This window comes from Streptomyces sp. NPDC050703 (genome assembly GCF_040654435.1).
Classification (GTDB): Bacteria; Actinomycetota; Actinomycetes; order Streptomycetales; family Streptomycetaceae; genus Streptomyces.
Genome location: NZ_JBFAHX010000005.1, coordinates 31,003 through 47,134, shown reverse-complemented (window position 1 = coordinate 47,134; position 16,132 = coordinate 31,003). Strand labels below are relative to the sequence as shown.

Below are 16,132 nucleotides of genomic sequence, written 5' to 3'. Positions count from 1 at the left end.
GAGTTTCTAATCCCGCGTTACGCCACCTCGCCCACAAGGGCGACCGAGCAGGGAGGACGACATTGCTTCCACTGGACACACGCACCCCCGCGGTCCTTCTGCGGATCGACCGCAATCCTTTCCACCACGGGACGTTGGGCGCCGTACGTTCCCTGGGACGCGCGGGAGTGGAGGTCCATCTGGTGGCCGACGACCACGAAAGTCCCGTACGGCACTCGCGGCACCTGCACCGGATGCACCCGCCGCCCGCGCCGGGGGCGCCGCCCGCCGAGGTGGCGCGCGCCCTGCGCCGGGTCGCACGGCACCTCACCGGGCCCGCCGTGCTGATCCCCATGGACGACGCGGGCGCCCTCGCGGTCAGCGCCCTGCACGCGGAGCTGAGCGCCTTCTACCTGCTGCCGCGCCCGTCGGGGACCACGGCCGAGCACGTCGCAGACAAGGCCACCCTGGCCCAGGTGTGCGCACGGGCCGGAGTGGCGCACCCGCACACCCTCGCCCCCGGGTCGGCCGCCGAAGCCGCCCGTGCCGTACGCGCGATCGGGCTGCCCGCCGTGGCGAAGTGGAGCCGCCCCTGGCTGCTCCCCCGGGGCGCCGGCCTGCGCAGCACCACCGTGATCGGCTCCGCGCGGGAGGCCGTGGCCCTGTTCGAGCGCCGGGGCGAGGCCGGCAGCGCCCTGCTGCTCCAGGCGTTCGTGCCGGGAGCCGGACACGCCGGGGACGGTGACTGGTTCGTCCAGGGCTGCGCCGGCGGCGACGGCGCCGTACGTGGCGGCGGTACGGGCCGCAAGCACCGCTCCTGGCCGCGCTCGGCGGGCCTCACGGTGACCGGCGAGTGGACCGCGAACCACGACCTGTGGTCCGCCACGGTCCGGCTGGTGTCGGCCCTCGACTACCGCGGGATCTTCGACCTGGACTTCCGCAGGGACGCCCGTACCGGCGACTTCCACCTCATCGACTTCAACCCGCGCCCCGGCGCCCAGTTCCGCCTCTTCGCCGACGGCACGGGGACGGACGTGGTGCGCGCCCTGCACCTGGACCTCACCCACCGGGCGGTGCCCGCCCCGCGGCCCCTCGTCGGCCGCACCTTCCTGGTGGAGAACTACGCGCCGCTCACCGCCCTGCGCGCCCTCCCCCTGCCGGGCCGGCGCGAACCGTCACCGCCGCGCGAACTGGCCTGGCACTGCGGCGACGACCCCGCCCCCGGGGCGGCCATGCGCCGGCTGTGGTGCCGCCACGTGCTGCGACGCCTCGCGGCACGACTGCGCCGCGGGCCCGCGGCCGCCCCGGCCCCCGCGCCCCTCCCCCTCCCCGCGGCACTCCCCGGCCCGGCCGCCCCCGCCGACCCCACGGGCCCGTCCGGCACGACGAACAGAGAGCGAGCTGTCACCGATGCATGACGTGCATGACCTGCTGATTGTCGGAGCGGGCCCCTACGGCCTCTCGATCGCCTCCCACGCGGCCGCCGCCGGCCTCGACGTACGGGTCGTCGGCAGGCCCATGGCGTCGTGGCGGGAGAACATGCCGCGCGGCATGTTCCTCAAGTCCGAGCCCTGGGCCTCCGACCTCTCCGACCCCGCGGGCCGGTACGGCCTGGCGGCCTACTGCGCCCGGCACGGCCTGCCCGCCGAGCACGGCCGCCCCCTGCCCGTCGAGCACTTCGCCTCCTACGGCCTGTGGTTCGCCCGGCGGGCGGCGCCGCCCGTCGACGAACGCCTCGTCACCTCCGTCGACACCACCGCCCACGGCTACGCGGCCAGGACCGAGGACGGCGAGCAGCTGCACGCCAGGGCCGTGGCCCTCGCGGTCGGCGTGCTGCCCTTCGCCGAAGTCCCCGGCGTCCTGCGGGACCTGGGCGCCGACCTCGTCTCGCACAGCAGCGACCACGCCGACCTCGGGCGCTTCCGCGGCAAGGACGTGACCGTGCTCGGCGCGGGCCAGGCGGCACTGGAGACGGCGGCTCTCCTCGCCGAACAAGGCACCCGGGTGCGGGTCCTCGCCCGCGCGCCGCGCGTGGCCTGGAACGCGCCGCCCGCGCCCCTGCGGCGGCCCTGGTGGGAGTCGCTGCGCGCCCCGCGGACCGGCCTCGGCCGCGGGTGGCGCAACGCCTTCTACACCCGGACCCCCGGCCTCTTCCGCCGCCTGCCGGAGGAGGTCCGCGCGCACGCCGCCGCCACCGCCCTCGGCCCGGCCGGCGCGTGGTGGGTCAGGGAGCGCGTCGAGTCCGGCGTCCCCCTGCGGGCGGGGGTCCGTGTGGAGGCCGCCGAGCGCGTGGGCCACCGGGTGCGGCTGCGGACCCGCAACCGCGAGGGGGCGGCGGGTCTCGTCGTGACGGACCACGTCATCGCGGCCACCGGCTTCCGGGCGACGGCCGACAGGCTCGACGTCCTCGCCCCGGGCCTGCGCGCGCGCCTGCTCCGCCTCGGGGACGGCTCGCCCTACGTCAGCGACCGCTTCGAGACGTCGTCCCCCGGCCTCTTCACGGCGGGCCTGACCACCGCGTCGAGCTTCGGCCCCAGCATGCGCTTCGTGTACGGGGCCTCGTTCACCGCGGCCGCCCTGGTGCGGGGCGTCCGGCGCCACGTGGGGCGCCGGCCGGTGGCCCTGCTGCCCGCGCAGAGCCGCGAGGGGGTCACGCGCCGGGCCGAGGTGTCCGCGCGCTGATCGGATCGGGTGGCACGCCGGGCGCGGCCAGGCGTGCCACGCGCGCGGGCCGGGGCCCGCCCCTAGTCTCTGGTCAGGTGACGCGGAGACGGCACCCGGCCCGGCTCCCGTGTTCGCGATGGTCCGCGGGGGCCGGGCCTCCAACGCCGGCGCCGGCCCCGACGCCACCGAGCCCCGCCGCCTGGCGGGCAGCGGGGCTCGGACGGTTCCCGGGGGCGGTTCCCCGTGGGCGGTTCTCCGTGACGTGTACGGAACTACTCGTCAGCGGAGGACGTGGCCCTGCGGCGGTAGAGGATCGCTCCGCCGAGCAGCAGTGCGGCGCTCGCGGCAGCGGCCCCGTAGAGCATCTCGTCGGCGCCCGTCTCGGCCAGTTGCGCCCGCGTCTCGACCGGGTGGTCCTCGCGCGTCGTCTGCGGCGCGTGCTTCGGCGCCCTCGGCGTGGACGACGTCACCTCGACGGGGCCGGGGGGCACGATCCGGGGCCCGGTGCCGGGGGCGTGCGGGGCGGGGTCGCGCGGCGACTCTCCCTCCTCGCACTCCTCCTCAGGCCCCTCGTGCCCCTCGTGCCCCTCCTGCTCCTCGTGCTCCTTGCCCGGCTCGGTGGCGGGAGCGTCGCAGCCGTTGCCGAAGACGGAGGAGAGCAGGGAGGCGATTCCCGCGTGGTTGCCGCAGACCTGGGCCGGGGCGTCGACCGGGGCCTGGGCGCCGTTGCCCGCGACCGCGCCCGGGGAGCCGACCGCCTCGCCCTCGGCGACGGCACCGCTGGTGCTCGACGCCTCCTCGTCGTGCTCGTCGTGCGAGCGGGGCTCCTCGTGCGGGCGCTGCGGGACGTGCGGGCGCTGCTCGGGCTTCCGCTCGGGCTCGGCGTGGTGCTGCCCGCCGTGGTGCGGGGGCTCCCCGTAGGGCGGGGCGGACTCCCGGTGCCCCAGGACGTTCTCGCACTCGTTGCCGAAGGCGGGGTTGAGTCCCGCGACGACGTCTGCGGTGTTCCCGCAGACGTTGAGCGGCACGTCGAGCGGTGCCTGCGCGTTGTTGCCCGCCAGGGCGCCGGGCGAGTTCGTGGCCTGCCCGTTCGCCTCGGAGTCGGCGAACGCCGTGGCGCCGGACAGGGACAGAATGCTCGTCACGGCCGCGGCGGAGAGCATGCCTTTGCTGAGGGCCTGTCGCAATCTATTGATCTTTCTCTGTGCGATGGAGGAGCCGGCCCCGGAGCCGGAGCGCTTCCGCGGGCGGCCGAGACACAGCGGGAACAGCGGGACCGCGAACGTCAGTCGTTCGCGCAGAAGTCGGCGGACGCCGGGTTCAGGAGCGCGATCGCGTCGACGGTGTTGCCGCACACGTTGACCGGAACGTGGACGGGAATCTGGACGACATTGCCGGAGACGACACCCGGGGAGCCGACGGCCGCCCCCTCGGCCCCGGCCCCGGCGAACGCGGGAGCACCCGCTCCGAGGGCCATGACGGCGCCGGTGACGATCGTTGCGCTCTTCTTGAGCTTCACAGCTTTTCCCCTTCTTACGGGCCACGCCTGTACGGCGACAGGAGCCGGGCGGGAAAAACCTCTTCCCGCACCGTGACCTGGCCTCTGCCCAACGAGCGAAGAGAGAGGAGGAAACCGGAGCGTTGACGGTCCGCGAAAATTCACCCGAATGCGGCGTGGCGTCGGGCGGGTCATACGTGTTTCCTATGAATGAAGACGGGCCGCCCGCCGTGAGGCGGACGGCCCGACCGGGCACTTCGGTGCGCGAGCGAATCATCGATTCACTGATTCACTGATTCAGTGATTCAGTGATTCATCGAATCATCGTTCCGCCGTTCGGCGGAAGGCACCGGGACATGCCCGTGGCGCAGGATGAAAAGCCCCGGAGATGACGGGAGTTTTCACCGCATGCATGCGTCGCTCCGGGTAGCCCCGGAGCGACACGAAACCGTTTCGGTTCGCCCGGCCGTGCACGGTGACCGGCGGGCGGCCACGGTCAGCGGTGGTGCGAGTTCCGGGGGAGAATCACGGCAGCCTTGGAGTGGTCGTCCTCCTCGACGTGCACGATCTTGGTGTTCTCCTCCTCCTCCTCCGTGTTCTTCGAGCAGTCCAGGTTGTTGTTGGCGGACGACAGGATCGGGATGTCGATGACCTCGACCACGTCGCAGCTGAGGATCTGGCTGTTGTTCTCGAACTTGGTGGTGTCGTCGTCTGCGGCCTGGGCGGCTCCGGCGCCGGCGCCGACAACGGCCATCGCAGCGGCGGTGATGATGAGGGCCTTGCTGAGCTTCACGATTTCTCCTATGAGGCGTGTGCTTTTGTTCGTCTTTCCGAATCCTTGGCGGAAGCGGAAAGTCCCTACTACTGGGCTATCACACGTCTTCACCCAGTACTAACACCGGCGCCACCGGCGTACACCATTCATTCATCAGAATGGCGGTCGGACCTCCGGCGTCACCAATCAGTCAACGAAGCGGCTTCCCGGGAGGTTTTGCTCCATTCGGGGTCAGTGCTGCTGACTCGCCACAACCGCCATCCGCTCGTAAGTACCGGAGTACTCGTTCTTCGAGCAGTCGATATTATTGTTGGCCGAGGACGCGATCGGGATGTCCAGGACCTCCAGGGTCAGGCAGGACAGGATCTGCGTGTTGTTCTGGAACTTCGCCTCGTCGTCGCCCGCGTGGGCGGTTCCCGCTCCCACCATCAGGAGGGCTGCGGCCGACAGGGACAGAACTGCAGCTTCTTTGCGACGCAAGATGGACCTCCACCGTTGGTGCGTTCAGTCGAAACAGACGATTGATGCCGTGCACGGGCTACGAATAGCTCGCCACAGATGTCAGCATCAGGAAAACGATGGGGAAGAACAGAAGCCACTCCGCCGGAAGGGTGGCCTTCACCCTGGAAGCCGTCGGCGCGGTACCGCTATTCGTCGCGGTCCCGGCTCCAGGGGTCCCGCTCCACGAGCCTTCTCCACTCGGGATCGGGCCTGCCGGGAACGGTCCGCCCCTGCGCGTTCCAGCGCCTGCGCAGGGCGTCGTAGATCGGGTCGGCGCGGTTCTCCGGGGGCTGTCTGCTCGCCGGAACGCCGCCGAGCCGCTGCCATGGTGATGTGCGGTCAGCCATCGTGCCTCGTCGGGAGTGGGGGGTCGGGTCTCCGTCTTCGTTCCTGTCACGGCGTGGAACGAAACGGTGCCATTAGGGCATAAGGGTCAGCGATGACGGGTGTGCGGGCCGGTCCCGGCGCCGCCCCCTACTCCTCGCCGTTCCTCCCTGCCACCATGCGGAGTCCGGGTGCGGGGGGAGACGCCCTCAGTGGGGCGGGGCGGGAGGACACATGGCCGAGGTGTTTCTGCGGCGGCTCAGCCGCTGGCAGGCCGAGCAGCAGCGCGAGGCGGTGGCCGATCTCTACGTGGAGGCCTACCGGCGGCCGGCCGACGCCGGGGACCGCGACCGGCGGGGCTTCCTGGAACGCTTCGAACACGACGTCCAGCAGCCCGACTTCGACATGGTCGTCGCCGCCGCCGGCGGCCTGGTCGGCTGCCTCTACGGCTACCGGGCGGCCCGCGGCGGAGAATGGTGGGAGGGCTTCCGCGGCATCCTGCCCGCCGGGATCCAGGAGCAGACCGCATCGGGGCGGGTCTTCCTCCTGGGCGAGCTGATGGTGGCGCCCGCGCAGCGCAGGACGGGCGTCGCGACACGGCTGCGGACGCTGCTCATGACCCGGCACACCGCCGACGTCGTCGTCACCGTCATCCGGCGGGGCGACGACCTGGGCCGGGAGGTGCTGCGGTCCTGGGACTGGACGAAGCTCGGCGAGTTCGACCCCGGCCGCGAGGGCTGGCTGCGCCCGCCGTCACCGCTGCCGTGACGCCTTCGGGGAGCACATGGGCGAGGGGTGCGTGCCGGACGTTGTCCACAGGCCGGGGAATCCCACCGGCGGATCGTGGGCGGCGCCAGGCAGTATGGGGGGCATGAGCGAGACGGGTGCCGAGAAGGCCACGGGGACGCAAGCCATGCCGGACTGGGAGAAGCGGTTCAGGGCACCACGGGTGTCGCTGCCCGACTGGGCGGAGGACGCGCCGCAGCGCTCCCTGTTCGTGTCGAACGCGACGGGGACGTACGAGCTGTATGCCTGGGACAGGGAGACGGGCGCCCAGCGCCAGGTGACCGACCGGCCGAACGGCACGACGGACGGCGTGCTCTCGCCCGACGGCGAGTGGATCTGGTGGTTCGACGACAAGGACGGCGACGAGTTCGGCGTCTGGCTGCGCCAGCCCTTCACCGGCGGCCCCGACGAGCCCGCGGTCCCCGGCCTCGACGCCTCGTACCCCGCGGGCCTCGCCCTCGGCAGGGACGGCAAGACGGTGGTCGTCGGCCGCTCCACGGACGAGGAGGGCTCGACGATCCACGTCGTGCGCCCCGGCGCGCCGGACGCGGGCCCGGTCGAGGTGTACCGCCACCGGGAGTCGGCGGGCGTGGGCGACCTCTCCCACGACGGCACCCTGATCGCCGTGGAGCACACGGAGCACGGCGACGCGATGCACTCCGCGCTGCGCGTGATCGGGCCGGACGGCACCACCGTCGCCGAGCTCGACGACACCAGGGGCGGCACCGTCGAGCTGGGTCTCGAAGTCCTCGGCTTCGCGCCGGTCGACGGGGACACGCGGCTCCTCGTCGGGCACCAGCGGCGCGGTCGCTGGGAGCCGATGGTCTGGGACATCGCGTCGGGCGAGGAGAGCGACCTCGCGCTCGGGCTGCCGGGCGACGTGAGCGCCGAGTGGTATCCGGACGGCTCCGCGCTGCTGATCGCGCACGGCTTCGAGGCCCGCGGCGAGCTGTTCCGGTACGACCTGGCCTCGCGGGAGCTGGTGCGCGTCGACACGCCCCCGGGCTCGGTCACGGGCGCCACGGCCCGGCCGGACGGCACCGTGGAGTACATGTGGTCGTCGGCGGCCGAGCCGCCGGTCGTGCGCTCGACCTCCGGCGGTGTGGTCCTCGACCCGCCCGGCCTGAAGGCCCCCGGGTCCGTCCCGGTGGAGGACGTGTGGGTGGAGGGGCCCGGCGGCCGCATCCACGCCCTCGTCCAGCGGCCCGCGGGCGCCACGGGCCCCCTGCCGACCGTCTTCGAGGTGCACGGCGGGCCCACCTGGCACGACAGCGACTCGTTCGCGGCGGGACCGGCGGCCTGGATCGACCACGGGTACGCGGTGGTGCGGGTGAACTACCGCGGCTCGACGGGGTACGGCAGGGAGTGGACCGACGCCCTGAAGCACCGCGTGGGCCTCATCGAGCTGGAGGACATCACGGCCGTCCGCGAGTGGGCCGTCACCTCCGGCCTCGCCGACCCCGACCGCCTGATCCTCGCGGGCGGCTCCTGGGGCGGCTATCTCACGCTGCTCGGCCTCGGCACCCGGCCCGACGCCTGGGCCCTCGGCCTCGCCGCGGTCCCCGTCGCGGACTACGTGACGGCGTACCACGACGAGATGGAGGCGTTGAAGGCCATGGACCGCACGCTCCTCGGCGGCACCCCGGAGGAGGTCCCCGAGCGCTTCGCGGCCTCCTCGCCGCTGACGTACGTGGACCAGGTCAAGGCCCCGGTGTACATCTCGGCGGGCGTCAACGACCCCCGCTGCCCGATCCGCCAGATCGACAACTACGTGGACCGTCTCGCCGCGCGGGGCGCGGTCCACGAGGTCTACCGGTACGACGCGGGCCACGGCTCGCTGGTCGTCGACGAGCGCATCAAGCAGATCCGCCTGGAGCTGGACTTCGCCGCACGGCACCTGCCGCCCGCGGCCGGCTGAGCGGCCCCCGCCGGAGGTGCGGGGAGGGACGGGCACCCCCACGGCCGGGGGCCCCGTGCGGCCCCGTACCGTGGGGGTGTGTACCGGTTCCTGCTGACGCCCCGCTGGTGGGGGATCAACGTCTTCGTCGTGCTGGCCATCCCCTTCTGCATCTTCATGGGCTCCTGGCAGCTCGGCCGCTTCGAGGACCGCGTACAGGACCACGAGTCCGCCGAGCGGCAGGCCGAGGCGCGCGAGAAGCCGGGCGCCGATTCCCGGCCCCGCCCCCTGGACTCGCTGCTGCCCGTCGACAAGAACACCTCGGGCCTGCAGGCCACGGCCACCGGGCGGTACGGCGAGCAACTCCTGGTCCCGAACCGGGAGGTGGACGACGAGCGCGGTTTCTACGTACTCACCCTCCTCCGCACGGACAGCGGGAAGTCGCTCCCCGTGGTCCGCGGCTGGCTCCCCGGTGACGCGAACACCGCCGAGGCGCCCGCCGCCCCGAAGGGCGAGGTCACCGTGCGGGGCGCCCTCCAGGCCTCCGAGAGCCCCGGCTCCAACGGGGTCAGCGCCGCGGGCGGCCTGCCCCGAGGGCAGCTCGGCGCGATCAGCTCGGCCTCGCTCGTGAACCTCGTACGCGACGACGTGTACGACGCGTGGGTCACCCTCGCCGACGCGGACTCCGGGATGAAGGCCGTGCCCGCGACCGCGCCGAACGACACCGGCCTCGACCTCAAGGCCTTCCAGAACCTGGGCTACACCGGCGAGTGGTTCGTCTTCGCGGGCTTCGTGCTCTTCATGTGGTTCCGGCTGTTCCGCCGCGAGGCGGAGATCGCCCGCGACACCCGCCTCGGGCTGGTTCCCGAGGACCGGGGGACCGGGGCGGCCCAGGAGCCGGGAGCCTAGGGAGCCCGGAGCCCCGAGAGCCCGGCGCGGGAGGCCGGCCCCGGAGGCCGGGAGCGGGGGCTCAGGACGCGGGGAGGATGCCCGTCCGGTACACCGTGCCCGCGCACGCGTTGGCGACCGTCGTGCCCGCCGACGGCGCGCCCGCCTCCGCGGTCAGGGAGACCACGACACTGCCGTCCTTCACACCGCCGTCCGACCGGACGAGCTGCGGCTCCGTGCCGCCCTCGGGCGTGCCGCTGTCCGGGCTGCCCGTGGTGCCGCCGCCGCCCTCGGAGGGCGTCGGGTCGGGGGTGGGCTCGCCGCCACCGCCCTCGATGGGGCAGGTGTCCGAGGGCACCCAGGCGAACCGCACCTCGTACGCGGCGCCGGGCCGCAGCACGAGCGGGCTCGCCTCCGTGGACGGGTCCGGCAGCTGGCTCGCGGCGTCGCCCGCCGTGTGGTCGACGACGGTGACCCTGGCGGGGTCGGCCGCGCCCTGCGCCGTCACGGAGACCGCACCCGCGGACTCGACCGTGCAGCTGCTGTCGGAGATGTTGGAGACCCGGAAGCTGCCGTAGACCGGGCTCTTGCCGTCTCCCGTGCCCGCGCCACCGGTGGCGGCGAGCTGGGCGGCGGAGCAGGCGGGCGAGGTGGCGGCCTCGGAGGTGCCGGGGTCGGGCGAACCCGTGCCGCCGCCGCCCGAGCCTTCCTTGCCCTTGCCCTCCTTCTTGGCCTTCTTGTGCTTCTTGTCCTTGCTCTTGGACTTGTCGGGCCGCTTGTCCGGCTCCTTCGCGGCGCCTTCGGTGCCCTTGCTCCTGCCGGAGCCTCCCTGCGACTCCTGGCTGTTGCCCGCGATCGCGGGACGGTCGTCGGCCTCGCCCCGCGCGTTGGTGACGTGCACCAGGGCGGGGACGGCGGTGCCGATGAAGAGCGCGGCCGCGGCGAGGCCGACGACGGCCTGGCGCTTGCGGGCCCTGCGGGCCGGTACGGCCTGCCGCAGGTGGTCGAGGGAGCGCTCGCTCGGCTCGATCTCCTGGACCGCCTGCCGCATCATCCGCCGCAGGGCCAGCTCGTCGGCGCCGAGGTCCTCGCCCGCGGGAGCGGGGCCCGAGCGGGGTGCGCGTGCGGCGATGAGCTTCTCCAGGGAGCGGACCGGCTCGACGGGGCCGGTCTCCTCCTCGGAGCCGGTCTCCTCCTCGGAGGCTGCCCGGTCTGCTGCGGCCTTCTCGGAGGCGGCCTTCTCGGGGACGCCCTCCCCCTCGGGAACGGCCGGGGACCGCTCGGTTCCGGCCTCGTCCCGGGGCCCGGCCCCGCTCTCGGTCGCGGGCGCGCCCCCGGAGGCGGTCCCGCCGGATGTCTCGTCGGGGCCGTGGTTCACGTTGCCGTTCCTGCCATGCCGCTCGGATCCGCCTTGCTCGTCCCGCTCACGCTCACTCATGCCGGCGCCTCCATGGCGACCCTCAGCGCCGCGATGCCGCGCGAGCCGTACGCCTTCACCGAGCCGAGTGATATGCCCAGGGTCTCGGCGACCTGCGCCTCGGTCATGTCGGCGAAGTAGCGCAGCACGAGGACCTCGCGCTGGCGCCGCTGGAGGCCGCGCATCGCCTTGATCAGCTCGTCGCGCTCCAGCTGGTCGTACGCGCCCTCCTCGGCGCTCGCCATGTCGGGCATCGGCTTGGAGAGCAGCTTCAGCCCGAGGATGCGCCGCCGCAGCGCGGACCGCGAGAGGTTCACGACGGTCTGCCGCAGGTAGGCGAGCGTCTTCTCGGGGTCCCGCACCCGCTTGCGCGCGGAGTGGACCCTGATGAACGCCTCCTGCACCACGTCCTCGCAGGACGCCGTGTCGTCCAGGAGCAGCGCGGCGAGACCGAGCAGCGACCTGTAGTGGGCGCGGTAGGTCTCGGTGAGGTGGTCGACGGTGGTGCCCGCGGTCACGCGCAAGTCATCGCCCTCGCGCTGCGCCGGAATGCGGGCGGGCCGCGCTGCGGGCATGGGCGCGATCACCGGCATGCCGCCGGCCGCGCGGGCACGCCGAGGGGGGCGCAGCGCCGCCGCGCCTCTCGCCTGTACCGCTGTGAAGTCGAGTACCTCTGCCACGCTTGTTGGACACGCTTCCCCCAGTCAGGGTTGTACGCATCCGGCGTCGCGTTTGCGGCGAGTCGCGCGGGCATCGCTCGTGACGATGCATTAAATGCCCCCATGCGTACCAGCTCTTCCCCTATGCCCCATTTACCTGCGGCGTTCACGACACACCTCGAAGGCGATCGCTAAAGACGCCCCCCGCCCCGCTGCCGGTTGCAGTGATCGCACGCGAATCTTCGAACGCCGGACTGATCCAGGGCAAGGCGCCACAACACCGAGTTGGACACAGAACTTACACAGATCCCACAAAGGCCCACGCGCTGGGGCGTCCCCACGGGCAGGTCAGGCCGTGAACTCCTTGGCCACGAGCTCCGCGATCTGGGCGGTGTTCAGGGCGGCGCCCTTGCGCAGGTTGTCGCCGCACACGAAGAGTTCGAGCGCCGTCGGGTCGTCCAGGGAGCGCCGCACCCTGCCGACCCAGGTCGGATCGGTCCCGACCACGTCGGCCGGGGTCGGGAACTCCCCCGCCGCCGGGTTGTCGAACAGGACGACGCCCGGCGCGGTGGCGAGGATCTCGCGCGCGCGGTCGACCGTCACCTCGTCCTCGAAGCGGGCGTGGACGGTCAGGGAGTGCGTGGTGACGACGGGCACGCGGACGCAGGTGGCCGCGACGCGGAGCCCGGGGAGCCCGAGGATCTTCCGCGACTCGTCCCGTACCTTCATCTCCTCCGACGACCAGCCGTCGTCCTTCAGGGACCCGGCCCACGGCACCACGTTCAGCGCCACGGGCTCGGGGAAGGGGCCCGTGTCGTCGCCGACGGCCCTGCGCACGTCCCCGGGGCTGGTGCCCAGCTCGCTGCCCGCGACCAGCTTGATCTGCCGGCGCAGGGTCTCCACGCCGTCGCGTCCGGCGCCGCTCACGGCCTGGTACGAGGAGACGATCAGCTCGCGCAGGCCGAACTCGGCGTGCAGCGCGCCGACGGCCACGATCATCGAGAGCGTCGTGCAGTTGGGGTTGGCGACGATGCCGCGCGGCCGCACGCGCGCGGCGTGCGGGTTGACCTCGGGCACGACGAGCGGCACGTCCGGGTCCATCCGGAACGCCGCGGAGTTGTCGACCACGACCACGCCCTTGGACGCGGCGACCGGCGCCCACTGGGCGGCCACCTCGTCGGGTACGTCGAACATGGCGACGTCGACCCCGTCGAAGACGTCCTCCGCCAGGGCGTGGACCTCGACCTCCTCGCCGCGCACGGCCAGCTTGCGGCCGGCCGAGCGCGGCGAGGCGACGAGGCGGATCTCGCCCCAGATGTCGGCGTGCTGCGACAGGATCTGGAGCATCACCGTGCCGACGGCCCCGGTCGCTCCGACGACCGCGAGCGTCGGCTTACGGCTCATCGGCCGGTGCCTCCATAGACCACGGCCTCGTCCGTGTCGGAGTCGAGCCCGAAGGCGGTGTGCACGGCGCGGACGGCTTCGTTCACGTCGTCGGCGCGGGTGACGACCGAGATGCGGATCTCGGAGGTCGAGATCAGCTCGATGTTCACGCCCGCGTCGCTGAGCGCCTCGAAGAAGGTCGCGGTGACGCCGGGGTTGGTCTTCATGCCGGCCCCGACGAGCGAGATCTTGGCGATCTGGTCGTCGTAGCGGAGCGAGTCGAAGCCGATGGCCGACCGCGTCTTCTCCAGGGCGTCGATGGCCTTGCGGCCCTCGGCCTTGGGCAGGGTGAAGGAGATGTCGGTCAGGCCCGTCGAGGCGGCCGACACGTTCTGCACGACCATGTCGATGTTGACCTCGGCGTCCGCGATGGCGCGGAAGATCGCGGCGGCCTCGCCCGGCTTGTCGGGCACGCCGACGACCGTGACCTTGGCCTCGGAGGTGTCGTGCGCGACACCGGAGATGATGGCCTGCTCCACCTTGGAGGCTCCTTGCTCGGCGTGTGGTTCGTTGCTGACCCAGGTGCCCTGCAGACCGCTGAAGGACGAGCGCACGTGGATCGGGATGTTGTAGCGGCGGGCGTACTCCACGCAGCGGTGGAGCAGCACCTTGGACCCGGAGCTCGCGAGCTCCAGCATGTCCTCGAACGAGATCCAGTCGATCTTCCGGGCCTTCTTGACCACACGCGGGTCGGCGGTGAACACGCCGTCCACGTCCGTGTAGATCTCGCAGACCTCGGCGTCGAGGGCGGCGGCGAGGGCGACGGCCGTCGTGTCCGAACCACCGCGCCCGAGGGTGGTGATGTTCTTCCCCTCCTGGCTGACGCCCTGGAACCCGGCGACGATGGCGATGTTGCCCTCGTCGATCGAGGTCCTGATGCGCCCGGGGGTGACATCGATGATCCGCGCCTTGTTGTGGACGGAGTCGGTGATGACGCCGGCCTGGCTGCCGGTGAACGACTGGGCCTCGTGGCCCAGGTTTTTGATCGCCATGGCGAGCAGCGCCATGGAGATCCGCTCACCCGCGGTCAGCAGCATGTCGAATTCCCGCCCGGCGGGAATGGGAGACACCTGCCCGGCTAGATCGATCAACTCATCCGTCGTGTCGCCCATCGCCGACACCACGACAACGACCTGGTGGCCGTTCTTCTTGGCGTCGACGATCCTCTTGGCGACCCGCTTGATGCCCTCGGCATCGGCTACGGAGGAGCCTCCGTACTTCTGCACGACAAGGCCCACGTGCGCTCCTCGCTCAATCCGTTGTGCGGTCGGCTCAGTCTAACGAGCGGCCGAAATCCGCCTCGCCCATATCAGGGAGTGAGATGTCCCGCTCACGCTCTGATCGGCCCGGCATACGTCCCGCTGGTCGGGGCGTACGTCCCGGCCGCTCGGCTGGGCTCATGCCCGTTCCGGGGCACGGCACTCCGGAAAGTGGGGCGGGTCACAGCATCCGGGCCCGGGGGCCGGGGCACCCGGTGGCCGAGCTGTGGGCTACTTGACCGTCCGCAGGCCGAGCGGCCCCGCGATCTCCTCCGCCATGACCCTGCCCGCCGCCTCTTCGAGGGTCTCCTCCGTGAGGTCCTCGTCCGTGTCCAGGCCGTCGAGGTCCTCCAGCGGCTGGTTCAGGCGGACGTGGGCCACCAAAGACTGCAGGGCCCGCAGCGCGCCCGAGGCCGTGGAGCCCCAGTTCGAGAAGTAGGAGAACTGCCACCACCACAGGGCCTCGGTGGTGCGGCCCGCGCGGTAGTGGGCCAGGCCGTGGCCGAGGTCGGCGACGACGTCCGCCAGGTCGTCCGAGATGCGGCAGGGCACCGGGGCCTTGCGGGGCTCGTACGGGTCGAAGACCTCGGAGTAGACGTCGATCGGGTCGAGCAGCGCGGCCAGGCGCTGGCGCAGGTCGTCGACGTCCTGCTCGGGGCCGAGATCCGGTTCGTACCGCTCGTCGGGGACGATGTCCTCGTGCGCGCCGAGGCGGCCGCCGGCCAGGAGGAGCTGGGAGACCTCCAGGAGGAGGAAGGGGACGGCCGAGTCCGGCTCGTCGCCCTTCGCGACCTCCCTGACCGAGACGATGAAGCTCGCGACCTGGTCGGAGATCTGCACCGCGAAGTCGTCGGGGTTGTCGGTCACTGTGTTCAGCGTGGCGTCAGACATCTAGGAGTCGTCTCCCCTCGAAAGCACGGCCGAGGGTGACCTCGTCCGCGTATTCCAGATCTCCCCCGACAGGGAGGCCGCTGGCCAGGCGGGTGACCTTCAGGCCCATGGGCTTGATCATGCGCGCCAGATACGTCGCCGTCGCCTCGCCCTCCAGGTTCGGGTCCGTGGCCAGGATCAGCTCCGTGACCGTGCCGTCGGCGAGGCGCGCCAAGAGTTCCCGTATGCGCAGGTCGTCCGGGCCCACGCCCTCGATCGGGCTGATCGCGCCGCCGAGGACGTGGTACTTCCCCCGGAACTCGCGCGTACGCTCGATCGCCACCACGTCCTTCGGCTCCTCCACCACGCAGATGACGGAGGGGTCGCGGCGCGGGTCGCGGCAGATGTTGCAGAGCTCTTCCTGCGCGACGTTCCCACAGGTCGCGCAGAAGCGGACCTTGTCCTTCACCTCCAGGAGGGCGTGCGCGAGCCGCCGGACGTCCGTGGGCTCCGCCTGAAGGACGTGGAAGGCGATCCGCTGCGCGCTCTTGGGACCGACGCCGGGCAGCCTGCCCAACTCGTCGATGAGGTCCTGGACCACGCCTTCGTACAACGGAACGCCTCTCTGGGGGTACTGCCGGTCCTGCCTGATACGTACGGTAGTCGGCCGGGTGGGTTCTTAGAAGGGAAGCCCCGGGATGCCGCCGCCGCCCAGGCCCTGCGCCAGCGGACCCAGCTTCTCCTGCTGGAGCGCGTGCGCGTTCTCGTTGGCCGCCTGGACCGCCGCGACCACGAGGTCCGCCAGCGTCTCGGTGTCCTCGGGGTCGACCGCCTTGGGGTCGATCACCAGGCCGCGCAGCTCGCCGGAGCCGGTGACCGTCGCCTTGACGAGGCCGCCGCCCGCCTGGCCCTCGACCTCCGTACGGCCGAGCTCCTCCTGCGCGGTCGCGAGGTCCTGCTGCATCTTCTGGGCCTGCTGGAGCAGCTGCTGCATGTTGGGCTGGCCACCACCGGGGATCACGATCAGCTCCTGGGTTCTCACGGTTCGATCAACGGGTGCTCGGAGCGGGGTTTCCGCTGGAAACGAGCCTACGTGGTCCGAGGAGGCAACGCCCCGGCACTCTTTCGAGTGAGACGGAGCGTCTTCCTATACCTGATCAAGGGCCCCATCC

General features: G+C 72.3%; 17 protein-coding genes. 5 read left to right on the top strand and 12 right to left on the bottom strand.

All coding sequences use genetic code 11. From position 1 onward, the window contains the following. Positions 1-62 precede the first annotated feature (62 nt). Entirely contained in the window at positions 63-1,397 is a 1,335-nt protein-coding gene (locus AB0I16_RS06460) for an ATP-grasp domain-containing protein (protein ID WP_363248173.1), read from the top strand. A 1-nt stretch (position 1,398) separates the two neighbouring features. Continuing rightward, positions 1,399-2,661 carry an FAD-dependent oxidoreductase gene (locus tag AB0I16_RS06455; RefSeq protein WP_363248356.1) on the top strand — a complete coding sequence of 421 codons (1,263 nt, stop codon included), beginning with the start codon at positions 1,399-1,401 and terminating at the stop codon, positions 2,659-2,661. 254 nt (positions 2,662-2,915) lie between these two features. Here AB0I16_RS06455 and AB0I16_RS06450 read toward each other — a convergent pair whose 3' ends face one another. From AB0I16_RS06450 to AB0I16_RS06430, 5 genes are all read right to left on the bottom strand, one after another. Then, the gene (locus AB0I16_RS06450; protein WP_363248172.1) at positions 2,916-3,788 is read right to left on the bottom strand and encodes a chaplin; all 873 of its coding nucleotides are present in this window, start codon (positions 3,786-3,788) and stop codon (positions 2,916-2,918) included. Between the two features lie 140 nt (positions 3,789-3,928). Continuing rightward, complete coding sequence (locus AB0I16_RS06445) at positions 3,929-4,120, bottom strand: chaplin (RefSeq protein ID WP_363248355.1); 192 nt, start codon at positions 4,118-4,120, stop codon at positions 3,929-3,931. 517 nt (positions 4,121-4,637) lie between these two features. Then, positions 4,638-4,934, bottom strand: coding sequence for a hypothetical protein (locus AB0I16_RS06440; protein ID WP_363248171.1), 297 nt, complete (start codon positions 4,932-4,934; stop codon positions 4,638-4,640). A gap of 213 nt (positions 4,935-5,147) precedes the next feature. Further along, a complete protein-coding gene (locus AB0I16_RS06435; RefSeq protein WP_363248169.1) occupies positions 5,148-5,396 on the bottom strand; it encodes a hypothetical protein in 249 nt (82 codons plus the stop codon). A gap of 167 nt (positions 5,397-5,563) precedes the next feature. Then, the gene (locus AB0I16_RS06430) at positions 5,564-5,764 is read right to left on the bottom strand and encodes a hypothetical protein (protein ID WP_363248168.1); all 201 of its coding nucleotides are present in this window, start codon (positions 5,762-5,764) and stop codon (positions 5,564-5,566) included. Positions 5,765-5,975: 211 nt separating this feature from the next. Between AB0I16_RS06430 and AB0I16_RS06425 the strand changes: the two genes are divergently transcribed. The 3 genes from AB0I16_RS06425 to AB0I16_RS06415 all read left to right on the top strand — a co-directional run bounded on the left by AB0I16_RS06425 (position 5,976) and on the right by AB0I16_RS06415 (position 9,333). Next, on the top strand, positions 5,976-6,509 hold the full coding sequence (locus AB0I16_RS06425) for a hypothetical protein (protein WP_363248167.1): 534 nt from the start codon (positions 5,976-5,978) through the stop codon (positions 6,507-6,509). A 103-nt stretch (positions 6,510-6,612) separates the two neighbouring features. Continuing rightward, positions 6,613-8,445, top strand: a complete 1,833-nt coding sequence (locus AB0I16_RS06420) for a prolyl oligopeptidase family serine peptidase (protein WP_363248166.1) — start codon at positions 6,613-6,615, stop codon at positions 8,443-8,445. A gap of 78 nt (positions 8,446-8,523) precedes the next feature. Then, on the top strand, positions 8,524-9,333 hold the full coding sequence (locus AB0I16_RS06415; protein ID WP_363248165.1) for an SURF1 family protein: 810 nt from the start codon (positions 8,524-8,526) through the stop codon (positions 9,331-9,333). Between the two features lie 61 nt (positions 9,334-9,394). Here the strand turns inward: AB0I16_RS06415 and AB0I16_RS06410 are convergent, their stop codons facing one another. The 7 genes from AB0I16_RS06410 to AB0I16_RS06380 all read right to left on the bottom strand — a co-directional run bounded on the left by AB0I16_RS06410 (position 9,395) and on the right by AB0I16_RS06380 (position 15,981). Continuing rightward, complete coding sequence (locus tag AB0I16_RS06410) at positions 9,395-10,750, bottom strand: hypothetical protein (protein ID WP_363248164.1); 1,356 nt, start codon at positions 10,748-10,750, stop codon at positions 9,395-9,397. Continuing rightward, a complete protein-coding gene (locus tag AB0I16_RS06405; RefSeq protein ID WP_198503251.1) occupies positions 10,747-11,409 on the bottom strand; it encodes a SigE family RNA polymerase sigma factor in 663 nt (220 codons plus the stop codon). The genes AB0I16_RS06410 and AB0I16_RS06405 overlap by 4 nt, the downstream gene beginning before the upstream one ends. Positions 11,410-11,736: 327 nt before the next feature. Next, positions 11,737-12,792, bottom strand: a complete 1,056-nt coding sequence (locus tag AB0I16_RS06400; protein WP_363248163.1) for an aspartate-semialdehyde dehydrogenase — start codon at positions 12,790-12,792, stop codon at positions 11,737-11,739. Continuing rightward, complete coding sequence (locus AB0I16_RS06395) at positions 12,789-14,069, bottom strand: aspartate kinase (protein ID WP_363248162.1); 1,281 nt, start codon at positions 14,067-14,069, stop codon at positions 12,789-12,791. The genes AB0I16_RS06400 and AB0I16_RS06395 overlap by 4 nt, the downstream gene beginning before the upstream one ends. Before the next feature lie 252 nt (positions 14,070-14,321). Continuing rightward, entirely contained in the window at positions 14,322-14,981 is a 660-nt protein-coding gene (locus AB0I16_RS06390) for a DUF5063 domain-containing protein (RefSeq protein ID WP_363248161.1), read from the bottom strand. Next, positions 14,974-15,573, bottom strand: a complete 600-nt coding sequence (gene recR / locus AB0I16_RS06385; RefSeq protein ID WP_363248160.1) for a recombination mediator RecR — start codon at positions 15,571-15,573, stop codon at positions 14,974-14,976. The genes AB0I16_RS06390 and recR overlap by 8 nt, the downstream gene beginning before the upstream one ends. Positions 15,574-15,639: 66 nt before the next feature. Beyond that, entirely contained in the window at positions 15,640-15,981 is a 342-nt protein-coding gene (locus tag AB0I16_RS06380) for a YbaB/EbfC family nucleoid-associated protein (protein WP_363248354.1), read from the bottom strand. Positions 15,982-16,132 lie beyond the last annotated feature (151 nt).

What these genes read in the sequence shown, in the direction of transcription:
- AB0I16_RS06445 (WP_363248355.1), bottom strand. Translation starts at nt 4,120, where the DNA reads ATGGCCCTCGGAGCGGGTGCTCCCGCGTTCGCCGGGGCCGGGGCCGAG.
- AB0I16_RS06430 (WP_363248168.1), bottom strand. Translation starts at nt 5,764, where the DNA reads ATGGCTGACCGCACATCACCATGGCAGCGGCTCGGCGGCGTTCCGGCG.
- AB0I16_RS06425 (WP_363248167.1), top strand. Translation starts at nt 5,976, where the DNA reads ATGGCCGAGGTGTTTCTGCGGCGGCTCAGCCGCTGGCAGGCCGAGCAG.
- AB0I16_RS06420 (WP_363248166.1), top strand. Translation starts at nt 6,613, where the DNA reads ATGAGCGAGACGGGTGCCGAGAAGGCCACGGGGACGCAAGCCATGCCG.
- AB0I16_RS06410 (WP_363248164.1), bottom strand. Translation starts at nt 10,750, where the DNA reads ATGAGTGAGCGTGAGCGGGACGAGCAAGGCGGATCCGAGCGGCATGGC.
- AB0I16_RS06400 (WP_363248163.1), bottom strand. Translation starts at nt 12,792, where the DNA reads ATGAGCCGTAAGCCGACGCTCGCGGTCGTCGGAGCGACCGGGGCCGTC.
- AB0I16_RS06390 (WP_363248161.1), bottom strand. Translation starts at nt 14,981, where the DNA reads ATGTCTGACGCCACGCTGAACACAGTGACCGACAACCCCGACGACTTC.